This window comes from Allobosea sp. AK1 (assembly GCF_006714945.1).
Taxonomy (GTDB): domain Bacteria; phylum Pseudomonadota; class Alphaproteobacteria; order Rhizobiales; family Beijerinckiaceae; genus Allobosea; species Allobosea robiniae.
In genome coordinates, this window is sequence record NZ_VFMG01000001.1 from 1,649,940 (window position 1) to 1,672,180 (window position 22,241).

The 22,241-nt window shown below is 64.6% G+C and carries 22 protein-coding genes; 6 read left to right on the plus strand and 16 right to left on the minus strand.

Annotated features, from left to right (window positions below):
- Window positions 1-23: 23 nt before the first annotated feature.
- The 7 genes from urtD to FHT98_RS08345 form a co-directional block, all read right to left on the minus strand.
- Window positions 24-788, minus strand: a complete 765-nt coding sequence (gene urtD / locus FHT98_RS08315) for an urea ABC transporter ATP-binding protein UrtD (protein WP_142113674.1) — start codon at window positions 786-788, stop codon at window positions 24-26.
- Between the two features lie 5 nt (window positions 789-793).
- Window positions 794-1,933 carry an urea ABC transporter permease subunit UrtC gene (gene urtC, locus FHT98_RS08320; RefSeq protein WP_142113676.1) on the minus strand — a complete coding sequence of 380 codons (1,140 nt, stop codon included), beginning with the start codon at window positions 1,931-1,933 and terminating at the stop codon, window positions 794-796.
- Entirely contained in the window at window positions 1,930-3,531 is a 1,602-nt protein-coding gene (urtB, locus tag FHT98_RS08325) for an urea ABC transporter permease subunit UrtB (protein ID WP_142113678.1), read from the minus strand. The genes urtC and urtB overlap by 4 nt, the downstream gene beginning before the upstream one ends.
- Window positions 3,532-3,639: 108 nt before the next feature.
- On the minus strand, window positions 3,640-4,941 hold the full coding sequence (urtA, locus tag FHT98_RS08330) for an urea ABC transporter substrate-binding protein (protein WP_113586478.1): 1,302 nt from the start codon (window positions 4,939-4,941) through the stop codon (window positions 3,640-3,642).
- 479 nt (window positions 4,942-5,420) lie between these two features.
- The gene (locus FHT98_RS08335; RefSeq protein ID WP_091856730.1) at window positions 5,421-6,446 is read right to left on the minus strand and encodes an amino acid ABC transporter substrate-binding protein; all 1,026 of its coding nucleotides are present in this window, start codon (window positions 6,444-6,446) and stop codon (window positions 5,421-5,423) included.
- A 41-nt stretch (window positions 6,447-6,487) separates the two neighbouring features.
- Window positions 6,488-7,126, minus strand: coding sequence for a L,D-transpeptidase (locus FHT98_RS08340; protein WP_091856729.1), 639 nt, complete (start codon window positions 7,124-7,126; stop codon window positions 6,488-6,490).
- Between the two features lie 14 nt (window positions 7,127-7,140).
- Window positions 7,141-7,644, minus strand: coding sequence for a hypothetical protein (locus tag FHT98_RS08345; protein ID WP_244492971.1), 504 nt, complete (start codon window positions 7,642-7,644; stop codon window positions 7,141-7,143).
- Window positions 7,645-7,817: 173 nt separating this feature from the next.
- On the opposite strand from FHT98_RS08345, the gene FHT98_RS08350 reads away from it, so the two are divergent.
- Window positions 7,818-8,942, plus strand: coding sequence for a LysR family transcriptional regulator (locus FHT98_RS08350; protein ID WP_170843361.1), 1,125 nt, complete (start codon window positions 7,818-7,820; stop codon window positions 8,940-8,942).
- Window positions 8,943-8,955: 13 nt separating this feature from the next.
- On the opposite strand, the gene cuyB is transcribed toward FHT98_RS08350, so the two are convergent.
- On the minus strand, window positions 8,956-9,672 hold the full coding sequence (gene cuyB, locus FHT98_RS08355; RefSeq protein ID WP_142113680.1) for a cysteate racemase: 717 nt from the start codon (window positions 9,670-9,672) through the stop codon (window positions 8,956-8,958).
- Entirely contained in the window at window positions 9,665-10,669 is a 1,005-nt protein-coding gene (cuyA, locus tag FHT98_RS08360) for a D-cysteate sulfo-lyase (RefSeq protein WP_061970712.1), read from the minus strand. The genes cuyB and cuyA overlap by 8 nt, the downstream gene beginning before the upstream one ends.
- 357 nt (window positions 10,670-11,026) lie before the next feature.
- On the opposite strand from cuyA, the gene FHT98_RS08365 reads away from it, so the two are divergent.
- The 5 genes from FHT98_RS08365 to FHT98_RS08385 are packed head-to-tail and all read left to right on the plus strand — an operon-like array spanning window position 11,027 to window position 15,409.
- Window positions 11,027-11,803, plus strand: a complete 777-nt coding sequence (locus tag FHT98_RS08365) for a 2-keto-4-pentenoate hydratase (protein ID WP_142113683.1) — start codon at window positions 11,027-11,029, stop codon at window positions 11,801-11,803.
- A 10-nt stretch (window positions 11,804-11,813) separates the two neighbouring features.
- Complete coding sequence (locus tag FHT98_RS08370) at window positions 11,814-12,602, plus strand: SDR family oxidoreductase (protein WP_210244343.1); 789 nt, start codon at window positions 11,814-11,816, stop codon at window positions 12,600-12,602.
- Window positions 12,574-13,524: an NAD(P)-dependent oxidoreductase gene (locus FHT98_RS08375; protein WP_142113685.1), complete on the plus strand. Its 951-nt coding sequence runs from the start codon at window positions 12,574-12,576 to the stop codon at window positions 13,522-13,524. The genes FHT98_RS08370 and FHT98_RS08375 overlap by 29 nt, the downstream gene beginning before the upstream one ends.
- Window positions 13,521-14,444, plus strand: a complete 924-nt coding sequence (locus FHT98_RS08380) for a DMT family transporter (protein ID WP_142113687.1) — start codon at window positions 13,521-13,523, stop codon at window positions 14,442-14,444. The genes FHT98_RS08375 and FHT98_RS08380 overlap by 4 nt, the downstream gene beginning before the upstream one ends.
- Entirely contained in the window at window positions 14,441-15,409 is a 969-nt protein-coding gene (locus tag FHT98_RS08385) for an NAD-dependent epimerase/dehydratase family protein (RefSeq protein WP_142113689.1), read from the plus strand. The genes FHT98_RS08380 and FHT98_RS08385 overlap by 4 nt, the downstream gene beginning before the upstream one ends.
- A 41-nt stretch (window positions 15,410-15,450) precedes the next feature.
- On the opposite strand, the gene FHT98_RS08390 is transcribed toward FHT98_RS08385, so the two are convergent.
- The 7 genes from FHT98_RS08390 to FHT98_RS08420 all read right to left on the minus strand — a co-directional run bounded on the left by FHT98_RS08390 (window position 15,451) and on the right by FHT98_RS08420 (window position 22,234).
- The gene (locus FHT98_RS08390) at window positions 15,451-15,888 is read right to left on the minus strand and encodes a MaoC family dehydratase (RefSeq protein WP_061970399.1); all 438 of its coding nucleotides are present in this window, start codon (window positions 15,886-15,888) and stop codon (window positions 15,451-15,453) included.
- The gene (locus FHT98_RS08395) at window positions 15,885-17,141 is read right to left on the minus strand and encodes a CaiB/BaiF CoA transferase family protein (RefSeq protein WP_142113691.1); all 1,257 of its coding nucleotides are present in this window, start codon (window positions 17,139-17,141) and stop codon (window positions 15,885-15,887) included. Before FHT98_RS08395 ends, FHT98_RS08390 begins: the two co-directional genes overlap by 4 nt.
- A gap of 30 nt (window positions 17,142-17,171) precedes the next feature.
- The gene (locus tag FHT98_RS08400) at window positions 17,172-18,680 is read right to left on the minus strand and encodes an acyl CoA:acetate/3-ketoacid CoA transferase (RefSeq protein WP_248309171.1); all 1,509 of its coding nucleotides are present in this window, start codon (window positions 18,678-18,680) and stop codon (window positions 17,172-17,174) included.
- Window positions 18,681-18,712: 32 nt separating this feature from the next.
- On the minus strand, window positions 18,713-19,780 hold the full coding sequence (locus tag FHT98_RS08405; protein WP_142113693.1) for a Gfo/Idh/MocA family protein: 1,068 nt from the start codon (window positions 19,778-19,780) through the stop codon (window positions 18,713-18,715).
- A 133-nt stretch (window positions 19,781-19,913) separates the two neighbouring features.
- Window positions 19,914-20,702: an SDR family NAD(P)-dependent oxidoreductase gene (locus FHT98_RS08410; RefSeq protein WP_061970394.1), complete on the minus strand. Its 789-nt coding sequence runs from the start codon at window positions 20,700-20,702 to the stop codon at window positions 19,914-19,916.
- A 49-nt stretch (window positions 20,703-20,751) separates the two neighbouring features.
- Window positions 20,752-21,363 (minus strand): EthD family reductase, encoded by a 612-nt coding sequence (locus tag FHT98_RS08415; protein WP_185745101.1) that lies wholly within the window; start codon window positions 21,361-21,363, stop codon window positions 20,752-20,754.
- 43 nt (window positions 21,364-21,406) lie between these two features.
- Entirely contained in the window at window positions 21,407-22,234 is an 828-nt protein-coding gene (locus tag FHT98_RS08420; protein ID WP_142113697.1) for a shikimate dehydrogenase family protein, read from the minus strand.
- Between the last annotated feature and the right edge of the window lie 7 nt (window positions 22,235-22,241).

A 22,241-nucleotide genomic window follows, 5' to 3' on the forward strand; every position in this document is an offset into this window, starting at 1 on the left:
AGGGCTGAGCAAGCATTCCATCCTCACCGCCCCAGATAGACTTCGACGACGCGCTCATTGGCGCTGACATGATCAAGCGGCCCTTCGGCCAGCACCGAGCCCTCGTGCAGCACCGTGACCTTCACGCCGAGCTCGCGGATGAAGCCCATGTCGTGCTCGACCACGATCACCGAATGATCCCGCGCGATTTCCTTGAGCAGCACCGCCGTCTGCGCCGTCTCGCCATCGGTCATGCCGGCGGCGGGCTCGTCGACCAGCAGGAGCTTCGGGTCCTGCGCCAGCAGCATGCCGATCTCCAGCCACTGCTTCTGGCCATGTGAGAGCGAGCCTGCGAGTCGGTCCCGCCTGTCGGCGAGGCGGATGATGCCGAGGATATCGTCGATGCGCTTCTGCTGCGGCTCTTCCGTCTTCCAGAACAACGTCCTGCCGACCGTGCGCTTCGATTTCAGCGCGAGCAGGATGTTGTCCTCGATCGTGTGGCTGTCGAAGACGGTCGGCTTCTGGAACTTGCGGCCGATGCCGAGATTGGCGATGGCGGCCTCGTCGAGCCGGGTCAGGTCGACCGAACCGCCGAACATCACCGTGCCGACATCGGGCTTCGTCTTGCCGGTGATGATGTCCATCATCGTGGTCTTGCCGGCGCCATTGGGGCCGATGATGGCGCGCATCTCGCCGGGCTCGATGGTCAGTGAGAGGCCGCGGATGGCCTTGAAACCGTCGAAGGAGACGCTGACGCCGTCGAGATAGAGCAGCGAGGAGGTGAGAGCGCCGGGCACGGGAGCGTTCATCGCTGCTACTCCGCCAGGGCCGGCTCGGCGGCCAGGGTTTGGGCGGACTTGCGGCGGCGCGCCCACAGGGCTTCGGCCGTGCCCAGCATGCCCTTGGGCAGGAAGAGGGTGACGACGACGAAGAGGCCGCCGAGCGCGAAGAGCCAGTACGGCGCCATGAAGCCGGAGGTGAACAGCGTCTTGGCCCAGTTGACCACAACCGCGCCCAAGGCTGCGCCGACTAACGTGCCGCGCCCGCCGACCGCAACCCAGATCACCGTCTCGATCGAGTTGGCCGGGGCGAATTCGCTGGGGTTGATGATGCCGACCTGCGGGACGTAGAGCGCTCCCGCGACCCCGGCCATGCAGGCCGAGACGGTGAAGACGAAGAGCTTGAAACGGTCGACCCGATAGCCGAGGAAGCGCGTGCGGGACTCGGCGTCGCGGATCGCGATCACGACCTTGCCGAGCTTCGAGACGACGATGCCGCGCGCGATCAGGAAGCCGGCCGCCAGCATGACGCAGGTCATGGAAAACAGAGCGGCGCGCGTCGTCTGCGCCTGGATGTTGAAGCCGAGGATATCCTTGAAATCGGTCAGGCCGTTATTGCCGCCGAAGCCCATGTCGTTGCGGAAGAAGGCAAGCAGCAGCGCATAGGTCAGGGCCTGCGTGATGATCGAGAGATAGACGCCGGTGACGCGCGAGCGGAAGGCGAACCAGCCGAAGACGAAGGCGAGCAGGCCGGGCACCGCCAGCACCATCAGCATGGCAAAGGGGAAGGAGGAGAAGCCCCACCAGTACCAGGGCAGCTCCTGCCAGTTCAGGAAGACCATGAAATCCGGCAGGATCGGATTGCCATAGACACCGCGCGAGCCGATCTGGCGCATCAGGTAGAGGCCCATGGCATAACCGCCGAGCGCGAAGAAAGCGCCGTGACCGAGGCTGAGGATGCCGCAATAGCCCCAGACCAGATCGAGCGAGACCGCGAGCAGCGCGTAGCAGAGATATTTGCCCCAGAGCGACATGGTCGAGGTCGGGACATGGAAGGGCGAGGATGCCGGCAGGAGCAGGTTCGAGAGCGGCACCAGCACGGCCAGGCCCAGCAGGATCGCGAGGAAGATGCCGCCGCGCTTGTCCATGTTCTGCAGGAGGAAGCGGGTGATCATGCTTCCACCGCCCGGCCCTTGAGCGCGAACAGGCCACGCGGACGCTTCTGGATGAAGAGGATGATACAGACGAGCAGCGCGATCTTGCCGAGCACCGCGCCGGCATAGGGCTCAAGCAGCTTGTTGGCGACGCCGAGCGTCATCGCGCCAACCAGCGTGCCCCACAAATTGCCGACGCCGCCGAAGACCACGACCATGAACGAGTCGATGATGTAGCTCTGGCCGAGATTGGGGCTGACATTGTCGATCTGCGAAAGCGCGACGCCGGCCAATCCCGCGACGCCCGAGCCCAGCCCGAAGGTCAGCGCATCGATGCGGCCAGTGCGGATGCCCATGGCGGAGGCCATGCGCCGGTTCTGGGTGACCGCGCGCATCTGCAGGCCCATCGGCGTGAGCTTCAGGATGGCAAGCAGCGCGGCGAAGACCAGCGCGGCAAAAACGATGATCCAGAGTCGGTTATAGGTGATCGCCAGACCGCCGAGCTCGAAGGCGCCCGACATGAAGGAAGGCGCGCCGACCTCGCGATTGGTCGGACCGAAGGCGGTGCGCACCGCCTGCTGCAGGATCAGGCTGATGCCCCAGGTGGCAAGCAGCGTCTCCAGCGGGCGCCCGTAGAGGAAGCGGATGACGCCGCGCTCGATGGCGATGCCGATCGCGCCGGCGACGATGAAGGCGGCCGGCAGCGCGATCGCCAGTGACCAGTCGAAGAGCCAGGGGGCATGGTTACGGATCAGTTCCTGCACCACGAAGGTGGTGTAGGCGCCGAGCATGACCATTTCGCCATGGGCCATGTTGATCACGCCCATCACGCCGAAGGTGATGGCGAGGCCGATAGCGGCGAGCAGCAGCACCGAGCCGAGCGAGAGCCCGTACCAGAGGTTCTGCGCGACGGCCCAGAGCTTCAATCGGCCTTCGATGGCGGTGATCGCCTTGGCCTGCGCTTCCTTGAGGGCCGGCGTCGCGTCACCCGGCAAGGCGCGCAGCGTCGCCAGAGCGTCCTGATCCCCGCGCTCATGCAATACCTCGATGGCGGCAAGCCGATCGAGCGGTTGGGCATCCGGCTTGGCGATCAGGATCGCGGCCTGGGCCTGCCGCAAGGCGGCGAGCGCGCGCGGATCGGTTTCCTTGCCGATCGCGGTTTCGACGATCGGCAGCAGGCCGGCGTCGCGCGACTTGAACACGGCCTCGGCCGCGGCCGTACGCTTCGCCGGATCGGGATTGAGCAGGCCGAGGCCACCGAGCGCGGCCTGCACTGCGCGCCGAACGGCATTGTTAAGGCGCACCGCCTTCAGGCCCTCGGGTGCGGCGGCCAGCGGCTGGCCCGTGCGGGCGTCGACGAAAGCGCCGGAAGAGGTCTTCACCGCCACGCCGCCGGGCCCGGAGAGCAGCCGTCCATCACTGAGCGCCTCGACGATCAACGCCGCATTCGGGTGGGCCGTCGAAACGAGAAGCTCGATGGCGCGGGAGGTATCCGAATAGCTGTCGGCCGCCAGCCGCGTGAAGGCTTCGTCGGCATTCTGCGCGAAGGACGCGACCGAGGCCGCGACCAGCGCGACCAGGATGACGAGCGCATGCTTCAGGCGGTGCAAGATCGGCATCGATCCGGTTCGCATTGCGGCTGGTGATTGCCTGGAAAAGCCATGCCGCAGCGCGGCGAATGGAGGGCGGCCGGGATCTTTCCCGTGCCGCCCTTCCCCCTCATGACCTCACGCGCCGCCGCCGCCGCATTTGCCGGTCTTGACGTTGAAGTTGCCGCACTTCTTCTCGACCCAGTCGCCGATCAGGTCCTTGGAACCGTCGAGCTCCTTCGACCAGGCGTCGCCGGGGACGAGACCCGCGGTCTTCCAGACCACGTCGAACTGGCCGTCATCCTTGATCTCGCCTATGAAGACCGGCTTGGTGATGTGGTGGTTCGGCAGCATCTTCGAGATGCCGCCGGTGAGGTTCGGCGCCTCGATGCCGGGCAGCGCGTCGATGACCTTGTCCGGATCGGTGGTCCCGGCCTTCTCAACCGCCTTCACCCACATGGCGAAGCCGACGACATGGGCTTCCATCGGGTCGTTGGTGACGCGCTTCGGGTTCTTGGTGAAGGCCTGCCACTGCTTGATGAAGGCCTCGTTCTCCGGCGTCTTGATCGACTGGAAGTAGTTCCAGGCGGCGAGATGGCCGACGAGCGGCTTGGTGTCGATGCCGGCCAGCTCCTCCTCGCCGACCGAGAAGGCGACGACCGGAATGTCGGTCGCCTTGATGCCCTGGTTGCCGAGCTCCTTGTAGAAGGGAACGTTGGCATCGCCGTTGATGGTCGAGACCACGGCGGTCTTCTTGCCGGCGGAGCCGAACTTCTTGATGTCGGAAACGATGGTCTGCCAATCAGAGTGACCGAAGGGCGTGTAGTTGATCATGATGTCCTCGGGCTTCACGCCCTTGGACTTCAGATACGCCTCGAGGATCTTGTTGGTCGTGCGCGGGTAGACATAGTCGGTGCCGGCCAGCACCCAGCGCTCGACCTTCTCCTCCTTGGCGAGATAGTCGACGGCCGGGATCGCCTGCTGGTTCGGCGCGGCGCCGGTGTAGAACACGTTGCGCTCGCTCTCCTCGCCCTCGTACTGGACGGGATAGAACAGGATGTTGTTGAGCTCCTTGAAGACCGGCAGCACCGACTTGCGCGAGACCGAGGTCCAGCAGCCGAAGGTGGCCGCGACCTTGTCCTTGGTGATGAGTTCGCGCGCCTTCTCGGCGAAGAGCGGCCAGTTCGAGGCGGGATCGACGACGACGGCCTCGAGCTTCTTGCCGAGCAGGCCGCCCTTCTTGTTCTGCTCCTCGATGAGCATGAGCATGACGTCCTTCAGCGTCGTCTCGGAGATCGCCATCGTGCCCGAGAGCGAATGAAGGATGCCGACTTTGATGGTGTCCTGCTGCGCCGCCGCCGGCAGGTAGGACGATCCGAGGAAAGCGGCACCGGCCAGAGCGGTGCCGAGGAATTCGCGACGGTTGCTGTTCACGGCCATCTCCCCGAAGGATTGCTGGCGGCGCCCCCTCGACGCCGACGGGCCGCACGGCCCGTGAACCGAAGCCTCGCAAGTGATGTGCCAACCTGCTGCGAAGCCGGTTCGTGCCGGTACGGCAGCCCTTTTGCCAGAGCGGTGGACCGTCGAGAGCCTGAGGCGCTGCGCAAGCCGCACTGAATGGCCGAGATCTGCTTATTTCTTGAGCAAACTCGGTTGATTGAATTGCATTGATGTCAATTTGAGCAGAAGCCTCGGCGAGACGAAGCCGCGCGGGCTGTCGTCATCGTCATCGTCATCCCATCGGCTGTGCAGGCACGGGCCTGCGTCGAGGATGTGGGGATGGAGAAGAGCGGCACCGGACCCGGAGAGGCGATCGGAAAACTTCGCAGGAACAACGGCGGCTCGCCCGCAGCCTGCGTGCGCATAGCGCCGCAGCCTGCGAGACAGGAAGGTTTCCCGATGGCCGCGGCGCCTGCGTTCTATCGCAACGGCGGTGCGTAGAGGACGCCGCCCATGCTCCAGAGTTGGTTGAGGCCGCGCGGGATGCCGAGCTTCGAGCCGGTGCCGAGGTTGCGTTCGTAGATCTCGGCATAGTTTCCGCCCGCCTTGACGGCGCGGATCGCCCAGTCCGCATCGAGGCCAAGCGCCTTGCCGAAGCCGCCCTCCGCTCCGGTGAAGCGCCGCACATCCGGCTTCGTGGATTTCAGGGCCTCGTCGAGATTTGCACTGGAAATCCCGAGTTCCTCGGCATTGACCAGCGCGAAGTTCACCCATTTCACCAGCGTGAACCAGGGGAAGTCGTCGCTGCGCACGACCGGCCCGAGCGGCTCTTTCGAGATCACGTCCGGCAGCACGATCGCCTCGGCCGGTTTGGCGAGCCTGAGCCGCTCGCCATGCAGGGCCGACTGGTCGCGGGTCAGCACGTCGCACTGTCCGCCCTCGAAGGCGGCGAAGGCCTCCGCGCCGCTCGGATAGACCTTCTCCTCATAGGTCATGGAATTGGCCTTGAAGAAATCGGCGAGGTTGAGCTGCGTCGTGGTGCCCGCCTCGACGCAGATCTTCGCCTTGTCGAGCGACAGCGCCGTATCGACCTTGAGCGCGCGCTTCGCCAGGAAGCCCTGGCCGTCGTGATAGGTGATGCCGGCGAAGGCCAGGCCCAGTTCGGCCTCGCGACCGAGCGTCCAGCTCGAGTTGCGCGCCAGCAGATCGACCTTGCCGCCCTTCAGCGCCTCGAAACGCTGGCTCGCCGACAGCGGCGTGAAGGCGACCTTGTCCGCGTCGCCAAGCACGACGGCCGCAACGGCACGGCAAAAGTCGACATCGAAGCCGCGCCAGTTGCCTTGGGCATCCTTCTCCGAGAAGCCGGCCACCCCCTCGCTGACGCCGCATTGCAGCGCACCGCGCTGCTTCACCGTGTCGAGCGTACCGGCTGCGGCTGGCAGGACGAAGCCTGCGAGGGCAGCGAGGCTGAGACCGCTGCGGCGAATCCAGGACGTCTTAGACATGTCTGTCCGTTCCTTCTGCAATTCGGAGGATGCGGTGTCGGTCACAGCGTCGCCTTGTGGCGGATGACGACCTTGGTCCCGACCGGGACGCGGTCGTAGAGATCGGCGATGTCGCCGTTGGCCAGGCGGAAACAGCCGGACGAGATCGCCTGGCCGATCGTCTCCGGCTGGTTGGTGCCGTGGATGCGGAAGACCGTCGAGCCGAGATAGAGCGCGCGCGCGCCCATAGGATTGCCAGGTCCGCCGGCCATGAAACGCGGCAGATAGGGCTGGCGCTGCAGCATTTCCGGCGGTGGGCGCCAGTCCGGCCACTCGGCCTTGCGGCTGACCTTGACCTGGCCGGACCAGGTGAAGCCCTCGCGCCCGACCCCGATGCCATAGCGCAGGGCGCGGCCGTTGCCCTGCACCACATAGAGGAAGCGCTCCGCCGAATGGATCACGACAGTGCCCGGCGCCTCGCTCGAGCGGAACAGCACCATCTGGCGGGCATAGGGCCCGTCGGTGATGGTGGCTTCCTCGGTCGAGACACGGCCCGGTTCGTCGCCGATATCCATCGTCTCCTGGATCGCCGCCGGCGGACGCGGCTGCGCCGACGTGGCGCCCGACAGGGCGAGAAGCGAGGCCAGTCCGAAGCCGGACACGAACAGGCCGCGCAGGGTGGTGTGGATGGTGATGCTCATCTCATCGCCTCCGCTCAGCCGCACCGGCTGTAGATGAAGGTGCCGTAGCGCGCATGCGCATCGGGATCGACGAAGCGCATCACCAGTTCCTTAGGCTTCACCGAGAGCAATTCGCGATCCTGCGGGTCGCCGGCCGGGGCCTCGAAGCCGAGATAGGTCCTGCCGCCGGAGCCGGCCTTCAAGCGAAGCTCATAGGGTTTCGGATCGTCGGCGACATGCATCATCACGCCGTCGCCGGGGCCTTTCGTGATCGTGTAGGGCTGCTTGCATTGCGCCCGCGCCTCCGCCTCGGTCCGCTTGCGGTCCTTCTCCGTGTGGAAGGACGCGATGCCCCAGCGCCCGACCAAGGCGTCGCGCGAGACCCCGGCCGGGGCAGGCGCCCGCGCCGCTGGCGCGTCTGACGACGACATGCTCGCGCCACCGCCACAACCCGCGAGGACCAGAGGCAGGAGACCGCAAGCCAATGCGGCGAGGGGAAAGCGCTTCATGTTGCGAGGGGTGCCGGCTCTCGGTGTCATCGTCTCTCCTTGCCAGGCTGGCGTGGTCGATACGGGTCGCGGAGCGGTGGGAGATCGGACTCCGCGCGATTGATCCCGGGCTCACGATACGATCGGGCGTGTGCATGAAGAGGGCATAGGATGTCCGGGCAGCACAAGTGCAAATGCGACCCACCCGGTCGGCGTGGCGGAGATTGCCGGCTACCGCTGGCGGCAGGCAAGGGTGCCTGAGCAAGACCGGGCGTCATCGGCATTGCGGCGCCGACCACGAGCAACCCGGACGGGCCGAGGCATGCGCGTTGAATTCGCGTCTTCATCGCGCAGATACCGGCGGGAAAAACAGCGCCGGACCAAATTCGAAGAACGGCGTATACAATGCGCAAAACGCATGCAGGAGCTTGGCGATGGAGCTGGGATGGTTGGAGGATTTCCTGGCGCTGCGCGAGCTCGGCAGCTTCACCGCCGCCGCCGAGCGCCGCAACATCAGCCAGTCGGCATTCTCGCGACGCATCCAGTCGCTCGAGGATTGGCTTGGCGTCACCCTGATCGACAGAAGCGTGAGGCCACACCGCTTCACCCCCGTCGCAACGGAAAACTACGGCGATTTCCAGCGCACCCTCAACCAGCTCTATGAGCTGCGCAGCCAGTTGCGCGGCGAGCAGACGCGGAGTTCACGCCTGACGGTCGCCATCCAGCATTCGCTGGCATTCTCGATCTTTCCGCGTTTCGTCGAGATCCTGCGGCAGCAGGGCTATCAGCCGGCCTATCACCTGAATTGCGCCAACCGGGCCGAATGCGTTGAAATGGCGATCCGCGGCGAGGTCGACCTGATGATCTGCTACGAGCTCAGCCCGTCGATCGAGCCGATCGGCTCGACGACCGCCATGCGCGTCGCGAGCGCACAGGACGACATGATTCTGGTCGGCCCGGCCGCCCTCGCACCGGACGAAGGGCAGGCCATGCCGCTCCTGACCTATCCCCAGCGCAGCTTCTTCGGCGAGGTCATTTGGCAGGAGGTCATGCCGCGGCTGATCCAGCGCTACCGCTGCGAAACGATCTGCGTGAATTCGCTCAGCAGCGCGCTGCGCGAGATGCTGCTGGCAGGGCTGGGCTTCGCCTGGCTGCCGCGCAGCCTCGTGCTCGACGACCTGGAAAGGCGACGGATCGTCCAGATCGACGAAACGACGCTGATTCACCCGATGGGCGTGGCGATCTATGCCTGTCCTCAGGATTCGCACGCGCTGACGCCGAGCGTGCTGGACCACTTGCGCTCCGTCGACCTGCAGGCGCTGATCGACCGGCGAGGTGCGGAGCGATAGACGGACGTCGCGGCTATCGCCCCTTCGCCTGGGCGACGATTTCCTCGGCAAGCGCGTCCATCGCATCGAGCACGGGCACCGTTCCGGCGATGGCATCCGCCATGATCGACAGTTCCGTACAGGCTACGAGGATGATCCCCGCACCGCCTTGCACGAGCCGCTCCGCGATGGCCGCGAGCGCGCCGCGCCGGGCAGCCCCGGTGTCGCCGGTCTTGACGGCGCGTATCAACGCCATGACCTCGTCCTGACGCTCGGGCGCAAGGATCGGCAGGCCGTGATCGGCGAAGGCCTGCTCGTAGAGGCCGATCTTGAAGACGGCGGTCGAGGCAAGCAGACCCACCTGCGTGCCAGCCGGGACCATCGCAGCGACACGCTCCACCGTCAGTGCGATCATGTTGAGGAACGGCAGCGGCACGGCTTCGACAATGCCGCCAGCATAGTAATGCGCGGTGTTGCACGGCATCGCGAGCATCGTCGCGCCGCCGGCGGCAAGGCCCCTGGCCATGCGAACCAGCTCCGGAAGCGGGCTCGGCCCCGTTCCCTCGATCAGCGCGGCGATGCGCGAGGGCACCGCCGGATTGTTGTCGACGAGCATGCGGATATGGTCGGCGTCGTCCTGGGCGGGTGTCGCCGCGATCACGCGGCGCATCAGGTCCACCGTCGCTTCGGGTCCCATCCCGCCGAGAATGCCCACGACGGGCCGTGACTCCGGCCCGAGCGGCTCAGCCATTGGTCAGGAATTCCCGTGGATAGGCCGTGAGTCCGATCTGGCCGCCGGTATGAAGGAAGACGATCGTCTCGCCCTTGCGGAACCGCCCGTTCCGGACAAGGTCGATCAATCCGGCCATGCCCTTTCCGGAATAGACCGGATCGAGCAGGATGCCTTCGAGCTCGGCCAGCATGCGGATCGCCTCGATCGTGCTCGGCGCCGGGAGGCCGTATCCTTCGCCGACATAGTCGCAATTCGCCACGACATGCTCGCGCTTGACGGCATCGGGCATGCCGAGAAGCTGCGCCGTGGCGCGGGCCAGCTTGAAGACATTGTCCTCCTGCTTGTCCTTCGGCGCTCGCACGCCGATGCCGAGCAGCTTGATGTCGCTGTGGACGCCGGCGAGCCCCGTGACCAGGCCGGCCTGCGTGCCGGCGCTCCCCGTCGCATGGACGAGGTGATCGATCTTGAGGCTGGCCGTGTTGGCCTGCATCACCAGTTCCAGCGCCGCGTTGACATAGCCGAGCGCACCGGTCGGATTGGAACCCCCGCCGGGGATGGCATAGACCTTGCGGCCGGACGCGGTGAGCTTTTCGCCGAGCTTCGCCAGCTCGCCGTTCATGTCCGGATTCGGCCCGCAGCGCTCGATGACGGCACCGTGGAGAACGTCGAGCAGCACGTTGGCGTTCTGCGTGTAATCGAAATCCGTCTTGCCGGTACGGTCCTCCAGCAACACGTGACAGGCCATGCCGAGCCTCGCCGCCGCGGCCGCCGTCTGGCGCGCGTGGTTGGACTGGGTCGCACCCTGCGTGATGACGGTATCGGCACCCTCGGCCTGCGCCGCGGCCATCAGGTATTCGAGCTTGCGGGTTTTGTTGCCGCCGGTCGAGAGGCCCGTGCAATCGTCGCGCTTGATCCAGATCTCCGGGCCGTTGAGCACCCGCGTCAGGTTGTCGAGACGCTCCAGGGGAGTAGGCAAATGGGCGAGCGAGACGCGGGGAAAGCGGGCAAGATTCATCGAGAAGACCACCTTGTTGTTCTCGGGTATTTCTAGCGCCAGCAGAGTTCGGCCGTCCAATGCAAAGGCAGGGATCAGGAAAGAACTATATGCAAATTTTGCATGATAAATTCGGCACCTCGATCACCCATTGCGGCTAGGGAGCGCGAGCGGCCGGCTCATTCGCAGTACCGACCTCCATTCGTGCGAGCCCGGGGCTACCTCGCACGATCCCCCACATCGGTCTTGAGACAAGCGCTCAGCGCAACCCCCGCTGCCCATCACCGCCCTTACGATCACCAGAAATATTGGAATAATGTTCCGGTTGTGAGATCCAATTCAGAAAACTGGGTTGGTTCTTGTGTTGGAGCAGGCACGATGCGGGCTGAACTTGAGCGCTTGGCCAGTTCGTTGGCACTGGCTTGGGAGGCTGGAACCCGAATTGACGAGCCGACGGGCCTCAATCGTCCGCAAAGCCGCAATGAGGCCTATTGGGTCCAAGACAGGATGGCTGAGCTCCTAGGCACGGGTGTCGGCGGCTGGAAGATCGGCGCGGCCCTGCGCGCGGTTCAGATAGCCGAGGGTCACGATGGACCGATCCCGGGCCGGATCATGCGGGACCGCATTTTCGTCGGCGCGGCTGAGCTGCCCCATGCGCTCTATGCCGGATACAACGCCGAGCTGGAATATGCCTTCCGCCTTAAACACGCCCTGCCTGCGCGCGGCACGCCTTATTCGCGGGACGAGGTCGCCTCTGCTGTCAATCTCGTCCCGGGGATCGAAATCGCTGGCAGTCGGCTCGACATCACAAGCACCAATGCCAAGACCTTGCTGGCGATAGCCGATAACGGCAGCGGAGGCGCTTTCGTATTCGGAGAGGATGTCGCCGACTGGCAGACACTGGATCTCAACGGCCTATCGATTGAGGCCGGTATGCCCGGGGAGCCCGTCGAGCTTTATCGCGGCTCCCAGCGCGGGGATGTCGTCACGGTGCTAGCCGAGATGATTGACGGCCTTCTGCGGCGCGGGGTCGCACTCTCGGCAGGCGACTATCTATCAACCGGTTCGCTCTGCGTGCCACTTCGGCTTCGACGCGGGCAGCGTTTTGACGCGCGCTTCGGGGGCATTTGTCAGCTTCGTGTGACGCTTGTCTAAGGAGGGTAGCATGATGTCGCCTCTCAGCGGAAAGGTGGTCGTCATATCTGGCGGAAGCCGGGGCATCGGCTTCGGAATCGGGCAGGCTTTTGCCGCTGCCGGGGCCGAGCTTGTCCTCGCCGCGTCCTCCGACAAGACGCTCGCGACGGCAGCGGCGGCCATCGCGGACAGCCATGGCCGGCGGCCGGCGACGGTGGCGGTGGATTTGCGCTCGGAAGCGGGGTGCAAGGCCGTGTTCGAGGGCGTCATGTCGCGCTTTGGCGGCTGCGACATTCTCGTCAACTCTGCGGGCGCGACGAAGGCGGGAGATTTCCTCACTCTCCCCGACAATGATTGGCAGGATGGTTTCGATCTCAAGTTTTTCGCCTGTGTCAGGCTGTGCCGGTTGTTCTGGCCGACCCTCTCCGAGCGGCACGGGCATGTCCTCAACATTATCGGCGGCGCGGCGCGGACCCCTGATCCCGGCTTCCTGATCGGCGGCTCTGTCAACGCGGCGATGGCGAACTTCACCAAGGGGCTGTCGGGGCTGGGCAAGCGCGCGGGCGTAAACGTCAACGCAATCTATCCGGGCATGACCGAGACGGAGAGGGTCGAGCAGCTCTTTGAGCAGCGCGCCAGGGTGGCAGGGAAAAGTCCTGCGGAGATTCGCGAAGAGTTGGTCGCCCGGGAGGGCTTGCAGCGGCTGGGGCGCCCCGAGGACATCGCCGCGCTGGCCCTGTTCCTCTGCGGCGAGGACGCGCGCCACATTCAGGGCGTGGCGATCGCCGTCGATGGCGGCGCGACGCCTGGCCTGTACTGAGCGCGCCCCGACCATGGACGGATCGCGACCGACAATCGGTTTCATCGGCCTGGGGGCGATCGGGTCGCCCATGGCGCGACGCCTCGTCGATGCCGGATACGAGCTCGTCGTGTACGATATCAGCGAGCCGGCCCTGCGGGTCTTCGCCGGCAGCGCTCGGCTGGCACGCTCCGCCCGCGAGGTCGCCGACGGCGCACAGATCGTCTTCGTTTGTCTCGCCAGCCTGCCGGCTCATGACACGGTGGTCCTAGGGGCAGACGGCATTGTCGCCGGCGGCGCGGCACGCATCTGCGTCATCACGAGCACGACAGGCCCGGAGTTGGTTGCAAGAATGCAAATCGGCCTCGCGGCACGGGGGATTGCGCTCGTGGACGCTCCGATGACGGGCGGGCGCGTTCGCGCCGCTGCCGGTACGCTGACGGTGATGCTGTCGGGGCCGGAGGATGCCATCGCCGCGGTCGAGCCGGTGCTGCGCTGCTACGCCGGCCGGATCGTGCACTTTGGCGAATTGGCGGGGCGTGCCCAGGTGATGAAGCTCGTCAACAACGTCATGTCGGCGGTCAACTTCGCGATCGCCGCCGAGGCGCTCGTCTTCGGTTCCAAGGCAGGGCTCGATCCGGAGGCGATGCTGGAGGTGATCAACAACGGCACCGGCAAGAACGATGCTTCACTCACCGTCATCCCACAGAACGTTCTGACGCGGCGTTTTGATTTCGGCTCGCCCATGGCGGTCATTCTGAAAGATATGGGGGCGGCAGTCGCCGAAGCCGACCGGCTTGGCGTACCCGTAGCGATGACTCGAGCGGTGACGGCAATGTTCGAGCGCGCGATCGCGAACGGCGTTTCGGCCCAAGCTGACCAGACGGAGTTGGTTCGCGATCTGGAGCGCTCGGCAGGGGTCGAGGTGGAACGTACCCGGTGAACCAAGCGCCGGGCCATCCTCTCCGGGCGGAAACCGGTGTTGCCGCGCTCGGTCTCGCTGTTGCTGCCTTCAGTCTCTTTGCCGTCGGGGATGCCGCCTCGAAGCTGGTCGTCGCCGAAAGCAATGCCGGTATGGCGCTCTGGGGACGCAGCGTGGCGTTCGCGGTCGTGATGCTGACCCTCGTGCGCCCGCGGCATTGGCGGTCGCTGTTGCTGGATGTGCCGGTGCGCCTCGTTCTGCTTCGTTCGCTTTTTCCATTTCTGGGAGGCGTCTGCATCATCATATCGATGGCCTATGTGCCTTTGGCACAGCTGACGACAGTCTTGTTCGTGGCGCCGCTTATCAGCATGGCCCTCGGGCGTACGGTGTTGGGAGAGACGGTCAATCGTTGGGGTTGGTTTGCCGTCGCGCTCGGCTTGCTTGGGGTGGTGACGATCACGCGTCCCTTCGACGGCCGTTTTTCGTGGGTGCTGCTTCTCCCGGCTCTGGGCGGGATTTTCACTGCCATCGCCCAGGTTTTGACGCGCGTCGTGGCGCAGCAGGCTCCGCCGCGTTCGATGGTTGTCTATACCATGCTCGTAGCGTTGCTGCTGTCGACCCTGGCGCTCCCCTTTGTCTGGCAGGCCCCGACCTCGCGGCAATGGTTGTTCCTGGCCATGTCCGGGCTGTGCCAGGCCGTCGGCCAGGCGTGCATGATCGCCGCCTATCTTCGGGCGGGTGCCTCGCGTATCGCCCCCTATTCTTACGCGCAACTTTTGACCGCCACGCTGATTGGCTTCGCCGTATTCGACGAGGTGCCGGATTTGTTCAGCCTGTTTGGAGCGGGGCTCATCGTCGCTGGAGGGTTGGTTTCCCTCAAGCTCGCCGGACGCGGTCCGGCGGCAGCAGTTTCATCAAGAAGAGGAGGCAGGCGGCGATGACATTGCTGGTTACGGGTGCGATGGGGCATGTCGGCTACGAAATCGTGCGCAGTCTGGCGCGCGAGCGGCCGATCATCGCGCAATATAACCGGACGTTCCGTGCTGCAGATGCGGAGGCGCTCGGCGCCAATGTGACTTGGGCCACGTGCGACCTGACGGATCTGGGTTCAGTCGAGCGCCTTTGTCGAGACAATGGCGTGGATTCTTGCATCCACCTCGCCGCCATGGCCAACGAAATGTATTGCCGGCCCGATCCTGTGGCGGCCTTCCAAACCAATGTCGGCGCCGTCGTGAATCTTCTTGACGTTGCCCGACGCGAAGAGTGGCGCCGAATGATCTATGGCAGCACCGGAAGCGTCTTCAAGGATGTCGACCCCAGCCTGCCAATCACCGAAGATCAACCTCCGGATGCCGATGGTCTTTACGGCACGACGAAGGCTTGCGGCGAGATGATGGTCCGGGCTTTCCGGGCCCAATTCGGCGTCGATGCGGCGACAGTCCGCATCTCCTGGATTTATGGGCCTCCAGTCGTGAACTACACTTTCGCCCGCGGCCCGATCCCTCCGATATTGATAGATGCCATCCGTGGCGTCCCGCGCGACGACGCCAGCGGCGGGGACTTCTCGGCAGGCTTCACCTACATCGATGACGTTGTTGCGGGGCTGATCGCAGCAGTCGATGCGCCGCAGCTCAACCGCTCCATCTACCACCTCGCCCCGCCCCGGAATTACACAACTTTCGAGATAGCAGATGCCGTCAGGACCGCGGTTCCCAAAGCGGTGATCGCGATCGGCCCGGGCGCGATGCCGTGGAATACGTTCACGCCTATTCGCGGGCCGATGGATGGTCGGCACTTCATCGCCGACACGGGCTTCCGTACGCGCTTCGATCTGGAACAGGGGATCGGGGCTTACGCTACCTGGCTGCTGGCCGAACCGGGGCGCCTCGATGGGGCAGGCCTCTAAAGGAGGACGAGGAAGGGCGCGCCGACGCGCGCCCGTTTTCGTCAATGCTTCGTATTGGGAACCCACTTCAGAATATGGGTTGCGACCGCGACCAGTTCGCCATCCTGGTTCGTGACCCGGATCGCGCCGGTCGCTCGCCTGCGCTCGGCGTCGATCGTATCGATCTCGTAATCGACGGTAACCGTGTCCCCGAAGAAGACCGGGCCGACGATCCTGATCCGGTCGTAGCCTAGCGACACTGGCGTCTCGTCACCGTCGCGCGCGGTCGCAGTCACTATGCTCGAGGCTGCTGACATGTAGCCTATGATGAGTGCGCCATGGGCCTGTAGGCGGCCGTAGCTCGACTTTTCCATGTAAGCCTTGTTGACGTGATTGGGTGCGAGGTCCCCAGTAATGCCGGCGAACAGATAGACATCGCTCTCCGACACCGTCTTCGCAAACTGTGCCTTCTGGCCGAGGCTTACGTGAAACTGACTCATGTTGCTGCTCCCTGTGCAGTTTTTGCGGGTTCGGACGAGTGGACGGGGGCCTGATACAGCACGCCATCGCGCGCCAGGTTCGCGATCTCCTCCGGTGAATATCCGAGACTGGCAGCGATCTCGGCGTTGTGTTCGCCGAGGCCAGGCGCGATCCGCATGGGCTCGGGCTGGTAGTTCGAAAAATGGAACGGCAAGTTGGGCAATCTGATTGGGCCAAGGGTAGGATGCTGTTGTTCGATCATCATGCCGCGTGCGACGAGCTGAGGATCGGCAAGCACCTCGTCGATGCGCTGGACCGGCGCGCAGGGCACGTCGACAGCTTCCAATGCGGCAATGCAGGCCGCGACGGAGGATTGCGTCGCGGTCCAATCCCGCACGCGACGCAGAGCCTCCTCGCGATTGACATTGCGGCCTGCTGCCGTGTGGAAACGCATGTCGCTCGCCAATTCACTTCCGCCGACCAGGCCGGCAAGGCGGCGCCAGGCATCGTCAACCTGCGCGGCGATGACGAGATATCCGTCCGGGGCGGGAAAGACGCCGTAGACGGTTGAATCCGGCAGGTCATATCCGACTTGCTGCGGGAGGATGGCGCCGTTGCTCAAGGTGAAGCATTGGATCGCATAGTCGTGCATCGAGACCATGCAATCGTAGAGAGCGAGATCGATATGCTGGCCCCTGCCAGAGGACGCGCGCCCGAGCAGAGCTGCACAGACCGCGGCCGCGCCATGGATGCCGGCATACATGTCGGCGATCGGGATCCGCAGCAATGGCGGAGGTTCGCCCGGCACGCCGAGTTGCGCCATGGCACCTGACATCGCCTCGGCAATCAATCCAAAGCCGGCCTTGGCGGATTTCGGACCGGTATGGCCATAGGCAGAGAGCGAACAGTAAACCAGTCTGGGGTTAAGCCGGGCAAGATCGTCATATCCTAGGCCGAGCCGAGCGAGTGCGCCGGGCCGATAGTTTTCGACGAAGACATCAGCCGTGGAGACTAGCTGGCGGACGAACTCCATTCCCGCCGGCTTCTTGACGTCGACGCAGATGCCGCGCTTGCCCATGTTCTGCTGCAAGAAGAAGCCGCTCTCATCGCCGACGAAATAAGGATGATGTCGCCCGGCGTCACCGACGGTTGGACGCTCGACCTTGACGACCTCGGCACCCATGCCCGCCAAGCAGCGTGAGAGATACGGACCGGCGAGGAAATGGCTGTAGTCGACCACCTTGATGCCAGCGAGGGGGGCTGCGGATGACATGTTGTTCTCCGTAGTTTCGTCGAGCGGGTGTTAACCGAAGCAATCGGCCGAATAGGGCTTCGGATCGCTCGGAATCACCGGCGTGAAGGCGATGCGCTCGAGGATGTCGCTGCGGATATCGACGCCCGGCGCGATGTCGGTCAGGACGAGCCCGGCCTCGCCAAGCCGGAAGACGGCGCGCTCGGTGACGTAGATCACCTCCTGCCCCGAGGCACGCGACTGCTCGCCCGAGAAGGTGATCTGCTCGACGGAGGGCACCAGCTTCAGCACCTCGCCTTGACGCCGAATTGCGAGCCGGCCAGCACTGATCTCGATCTCCGTGCCTTTGGTGTCGAAGGTTCCGCAGAAGACGACCTTTCGGGCGTTCTGGGCGATGTCGATGAAGCCGCCTGGACCGACTGGCACGCCCCCCAGCTTGGAGACGTTGACGTTTCCCTCGCGGTCGAGCTCGCCGAAGCCAAGGAACGCGAGATCGAGGCCGCCGCCTGAATAGAAGTCGAATTGGGAGGGGCCGTCGATCATCGCCGAGGCGTTGCGGGCAAAGCCGAAGAGCGTCCCGACCAAAAGCTCGCCACCATAGGTGCCATGCTCGATTGTCTGATAGTAGCGTTCGCCGTCGCCACGCAATTCGACGAGCCGGGCCACGGCGTCCGGGATACCAAATCCGTAATTCAGCACCGCGCCATCGGTGAGCTCCTGCGCGGCGCGGCGGGCAATCACTTGACGGGCCGTCATCGGCTGCGGGGGATGCGCCAGGGCGGGACCGCGGCGCTCCCCCGACATCAGCGGATCGTAGACAGTATCGTAGCCCATGCGCTGCTCGGGATCGACGACGACGGCATCGACGATCGCCCCGGGGATGCGTACAGAGCGGGCGGGCAGAGTGCCGACATCGACCGCGGTACGGACCTGCACGATGACCTTGCCGCCACAATTATGGGCTGCGAGCGCCACGGCGTAGATGTCCACATTGGCGGCCTCCTGATCGAGGCTGACATTGCCGTGGGCGTCGGCATAGGAGCCGCGGATAATCGCCACATTCACCGGAAAGGGTTTGTAGCGAAGATAGTCGCGTCCTTCGATCGTGATGTGCTCGACCAATTCCTCATGTGCGGCTTCGTTCATCCGGCCGCCTTCGCGTCGCGGGTCGACGAAGGTGCCGAGTCCGACATGCGTCAGCAGGCCCGGTCGCTTGGCCGCGATCTCGCGATAGAGTTGCATGACGACGCCGCCGGGCAGAACGTAGGCTTCGATCTCGTTGTCGCGTGCCATCTGCTGCATGCGCGGCGACCAGGGCCAGTGGCCGCCGATCACCTTGCGGACCATGCCCTGGTGGGCGAAGCAATTCATGCCTCGCGTCTTCTTGTCGCCGATCCCGAGCGAGTGCACGGCAGTCAGGTTGCGCGGATGGCCGGTTTCGAGAAAGCGCTTTTCGACCGCGGAGAACAGACAAGACGCCTCCATCAATCCGCCGCCACCGCCCACCAGGCCGACGGTGTCGCCGTCGCGGATAAGCGCGACGGCATCATCCGCGCTCATGAACTTGTTCAAAGGCATGGCCCGTCCCACCGTCAGGCCGAAAGCCGGACGGTGCCGCCGCTTTCGGAGGCCGCCTTGACCGCGAGCGTGGCCTCCAGCGTGCGAAGGCCATCGCGGCCGTTGATAACGGGTTCTTCCTCCCTCAGGGAAACGGCCGCGAAATGTCGGGCCTGCCGGCGATAGGCGCTTTCGGGGGTCAGGGCGAGCCTGTCCTCACTCAATTCGCTCAACCACCCCGGCTCGGTATCGCCGCGATAGCTGAAGTGTCGGACATCCGGCAAAGTGAGCGAACCTTCCGAGCCCGCAAAAATGTGCGAGGAGACTTGCTGACGCTTCAGCTTGTCGGTGGTGCCGGCCATCTGGTCGAATTCGCCGGAAGTCAGATCCCAGCTGAAGGGCGAGGCAGCCGTGTCGGAGAGGCTGATCGTGCCGAGCGCGCCGTTGCGGAAACGCAGCAGGACGCCAGCCGTGTCCTCTACCGGGAAGCCACGGACCGCCGAGGAGGTTGATGCCTGCAGGCTCTCGATTTCGCCGAAGACAAAGCGGATCAGGTCGATCTCGTGGATAAGGTTGATAAGGATCGGACCGCCGCTGGCCTTGTCGCGCCGCCAGCCAAGGTTGAAGTAGCTGTCCGGCTTGAGCTGCGTATAGATCACGGTCGCGATCGCGGGCTTGCCGATAACTCCATCTGCAATGGCTTTGCGCACTGCCCTGACAGCGGGATTGTGTCGGCGATGGTGGCCGACCAGGATCGGGATGTTCTTGGCCTCCGCCGCCTCGCAGAGCCGGCGCGCGGCCTCGACGCTTTCTGCGATCGGCTTCTCGACCAGGACCGCGATGTCGCGAGAGATGCAATCGAGCGCGACAGGTACATGCTGGTCGTTCGGCGTCGCGATGACGACGCCATCGAGGCGCTCCGTTTCGATCATCGTGCGATAATCGTCATAGGCCTTTACGTTGCGACCGGCGGCGTGGTCGCGGGCTGCTTGCGTAGGGTCGGAGATAGCGACGACGTCGGCGTTTTCCGTCTCCTGCAACACGGAAAGATGGGATTTGCCGATCACCCCGAGCCCGATGATCCCAATCCTTGCGCGCGCCATGATGTTCCTCCCAGATTTTGTAGAACATTATATTGGAATAATATTCCAGTCTAAGAACGATCCTGCATATCCGCCCTGCCCCTGGTGAACTGCGGGGCACTTCCTGTCCGTCGTTCAGGCTGACCGATGGTGGCTAGCGGGACTTCGCAAGCCCCGGCACGTAGGAAAGGATAGAGGAGGAGAAACCACCATCGGCCCGGATCGCCTCACCGGTGACGTAGCGTGCGTCATCGCTGCCGAGGAAGGAGACGACCCGCGCGATGTCATCGGGCTGTCCCACGCGCTTAAGCGGCACGATCTCGTCGCGCCGTGCCGCAATTGCGGGGTCGGCATAGATGGATTCGGTCATGGGAGTCCGGATCATCCCAGGGCAGACCGCGTTGACCCGGACGCCGTCCGGGCCCCACTCCTGGGCGAGCTGCTGGCACATCATGATCAGCGCCGCCTTGGTCGAGGAGTAGGAACCCGAGCCCGGGTGGGGAAACATGCCCGACATAGACGCGACGGCAACGAAGCTACCCTTCGTGGCGCGCAAAGCCTCGTAGACCGATTGCGCGAGAAGCCAGGGGCCGCGGGTGTTGACGGCGAACAGCCGCTCCCAGCTTTCGATCGACAGGGTCGCAAGCGGGCCAGGTGATGTGATGCCGGCATTGGCCACGACCAGGTCGAGGCCGCCACAGGCTTCGATTGCCTCGGCACCGATGCGAGCGGGAACGGTGGCGTCGCCGATATCGCCAGTGACGATATGCGGCTGGGCACCAAGTCGGGTGATGCCAGACGCCACCTCCGTTAGCGCCGGCGACGGGGCGCGCGCCGTGATCACGATTTGAGCAAAGCCGGATCTGGCGATGCCGTCCTTGGCGAGGCGCAAGGCTATGGCGGCGCCGATGCCGCGGCTCGCGCCGACTACAAGCGCTTTCATGGGAGGGCTCCTTGTCTCATGCCTGGGCTGCCAGCTTGATCCGACGGCGCTAGACGATACGAGTGGTGCGCATTCGGAAGACACCGAGCTTGAATGTGTCGGCCATCCTGGCGACCTTTGGTCCGGCCCGGTCAGCGTCTGCGGTGCCGTCGAAGTAAATATGGAAGAAGCTGTCGACCTGCTGGCCTGGCTGTGCTGAGCCCGGCCGCGTGATCGTCGATGCGACGTCATCTCGAATGAACTGCACGAAACCGGGCAGTTGACGGACGGCCGTCTCGAATTCTTTCGTCCCGGCCCGACGGTCGTCGTGGCTTAAGAGAACGACGAGCTTACCCAATTCGCCTGCCATGCGGACAGTTGAATCGCCAATGATGTAGCCCGCCGCGTTGCCGAGGAAATTCGCCTCATCCGCGATGACGGCCTTCGATCCTTCGGCCGAAAACGCTTCGTCCATCGCGCTGGCGTCATCGAACTGGAGTTCGACAATGCCGCCCACGCGAAATGAACTAGGCTCGTACTGCTGTTCCACATGGTTTTGGACGTAAGCGCGAATGAAAGGCAGGCGGGCTACAAGTGGCCCGTGCCGTTCCTCCCAATACCGGGAGAAAAAGGCCTGCTCGTCCCCCGGCCGCTTTTCCAGAATCGACATGCGTTTGAACATGGCGTGCTCCACGGCATTCCCAGAACCGGGTGGTGCGCGTCCGTCAGTCATTTTGTGAGGATGGGCTGGAAAGAACGAAGTTGAGCCCGAGCTTCTGGGCGGCTTCGGTCATATCGAGGCCGGTCGAGGTGCGGCAGCCCGCTTTTCGCGCCGCCTCGATGAGGGGTGAGATGGCAGGCGCTGTGACGACACATCCGACAAAGCTCTCGGGCTTGAGGCGTCCGACATCAACGGGCAACGGATCCTCGGCTCGCATGCCCAAAGGCGTGGCGTTGACGATGATATCGAAGCCGGACGGATCCGGCGAACCTCGCCGGACAGGCGTGGCCGTTGCGCCTGCGATCTTGTCGAGCAATTTGGCCAAGCGTTGCTCGTCGGTATCGTGGATGGCGAGCTCCGCGACACCGGCCTCCACCATTGCGAGGGCGATGGCCGAGCCTGCGCCGCCGGCGCCAACGAGCAGCGCTCGCGCACCCTGGAAGGCCGCACCCCGGAACTTGGCCGCCGCGACGAAGCTCATTCCGTCGAAGTTTTCCCCATGCCAACGACCGGAAGCGGTCCGCCGCATGTGCTGAACCGCGCCCAGTAGCCGGGCGCGATCCGAAACAGTTTCGCAGTGGTCGAAGCAAGCGAACTTGTGGGGCACGGTGATGATAATGCTGTCGACGTTCTGGGCCAGGCTGACGCCCGCCAGGAACGCGGCCAGATCCGCGCTGGTCACGCGGACCGGCACGACGATGTCGTTTCTGCCTGCCTCAACGAATTTGGGTGTCATGCCCGAAGGCGACTTCACCTGAGCGATTGGGTCGCCAATGATCAGGTGGAGCCGCGTTGCGCCGTTGAGGTTCGCTGTTAAAGAAGGACTGGTCATCGTTCGC

Bases quoted from the DNA above. Each gene is read 5' to 3' on its own strand.
- urtD (WP_142113674.1), bottom strand. From the start codon at position 788: ATGAACGCTCCCGTGCCCGGCGCTCTCACCTCCTCGCTGCTCTATCTC.
- urtC (WP_142113676.1), bottom strand. From the start codon at position 1,933: ATGATCACCCGCTTCCTCCTGCAGAACATGGACAAGCGCGGCGGCATC.
- urtB (WP_142113678.1), bottom strand. From the start codon at position 3,531: ATGCCGATCTTGCACCGCCTGAAGCATGCGCTCGTCATCCTGGTCGCG.
- urtA (WP_113586478.1), bottom strand. From the start codon at position 4,941: ATGGCCGTGAACAGCAACCGTCGCGAATTCCTCGGCACCGCTCTGGCC.
- FHT98_RS08335 (WP_091856730.1), bottom strand. From the start codon at position 6,446: ATGTCTAAGACGTCCTGGATTCGCCGCAGCGGTCTCAGCCTCGCTGCC.
- FHT98_RS08340 (WP_091856729.1), bottom strand. From the start codon at position 7,126: ATGAGCATCACCATCCACACCACCCTGCGCGGCCTGTTCGTGTCCGGC.
- FHT98_RS08345 (WP_244492971.1), bottom strand. From the start codon at position 7,644: ATGACACCGAGAGCCGGCACCCCTCGCAACATGAAGCGCTTTCCCCTC.
- cuyB (WP_142113680.1), bottom strand. From the start codon at position 9,672: ATGGCTGAGCCGCTCGGGCCGGAGTCACGGCCCGTCGTGGGCATTCTC.
- cuyA (WP_061970712.1), bottom strand. From the start codon at position 10,669: ATGAATCTTGCCCGCTTTCCCCGCGTCTCGCTCGCCCATTTGCCTACT.
- FHT98_RS08365 (WP_142113683.1), top strand. From the start codon at position 11,027: ATGCGGGCTGAACTTGAGCGCTTGGCCAGTTCGTTGGCACTGGCTTGG.
- FHT98_RS08370 (WP_210244343.1), top strand. From the start codon at position 11,814: ATGATGTCGCCTCTCAGCGGAAAGGTGGTCGTCATATCTGGCGGAAGC.
- FHT98_RS08375 (WP_142113685.1), top strand. From the start codon at position 12,574: ATGGCGGCGCGACGCCTGGCCTGTACTGAGCGCGCCCCGACCATGGAC.
- FHT98_RS08385 (WP_142113689.1), top strand. From the start codon at position 14,441: ATGACATTGCTGGTTACGGGTGCGATGGGGCATGTCGGCTACGAAATC.
- FHT98_RS08390 (WP_061970399.1), bottom strand. From the start codon at position 15,888: ATGAGTCAGTTTCACGTAAGCCTCGGCCAGAAGGCACAGTTTGCGAAG.
- FHT98_RS08395 (WP_142113691.1), bottom strand. From the start codon at position 17,141: ATGTCATCCGCAGCCCCCCTCGCTGGCATCAAGGTGGTCGACTACAGC.
- FHT98_RS08400 (WP_248309171.1), bottom strand. From the start codon at position 18,680: ATGAGCGCGGATGATGCCGTCGCGCTTATCCGCGACGGCGACACCGTC.
- FHT98_RS08405 (WP_142113693.1), bottom strand. From the start codon at position 19,780: ATGGCGCGCGCAAGGATTGGGATCATCGGGCTCGGGGTGATCGGCAAA.
- FHT98_RS08410 (WP_061970394.1), bottom strand. From the start codon at position 20,702: ATGAAAGCGCTTGTAGTCGGCGCGAGCCGCGGCATCGGCGCCGCCATA.
- FHT98_RS08415 (WP_185745101.1), bottom strand. From the start codon at position 21,363: ATGTTCAAACGCATGTCGATTCTGGAAAAGCGGCCGGGGGACGAGCAG.
- FHT98_RS08420 (WP_142113697.1), bottom strand. From the start codon at position 22,234: ATGACCAGTCCTTCTTTAACAGCGAACCTCAACGGCGCAACGCGGCTC.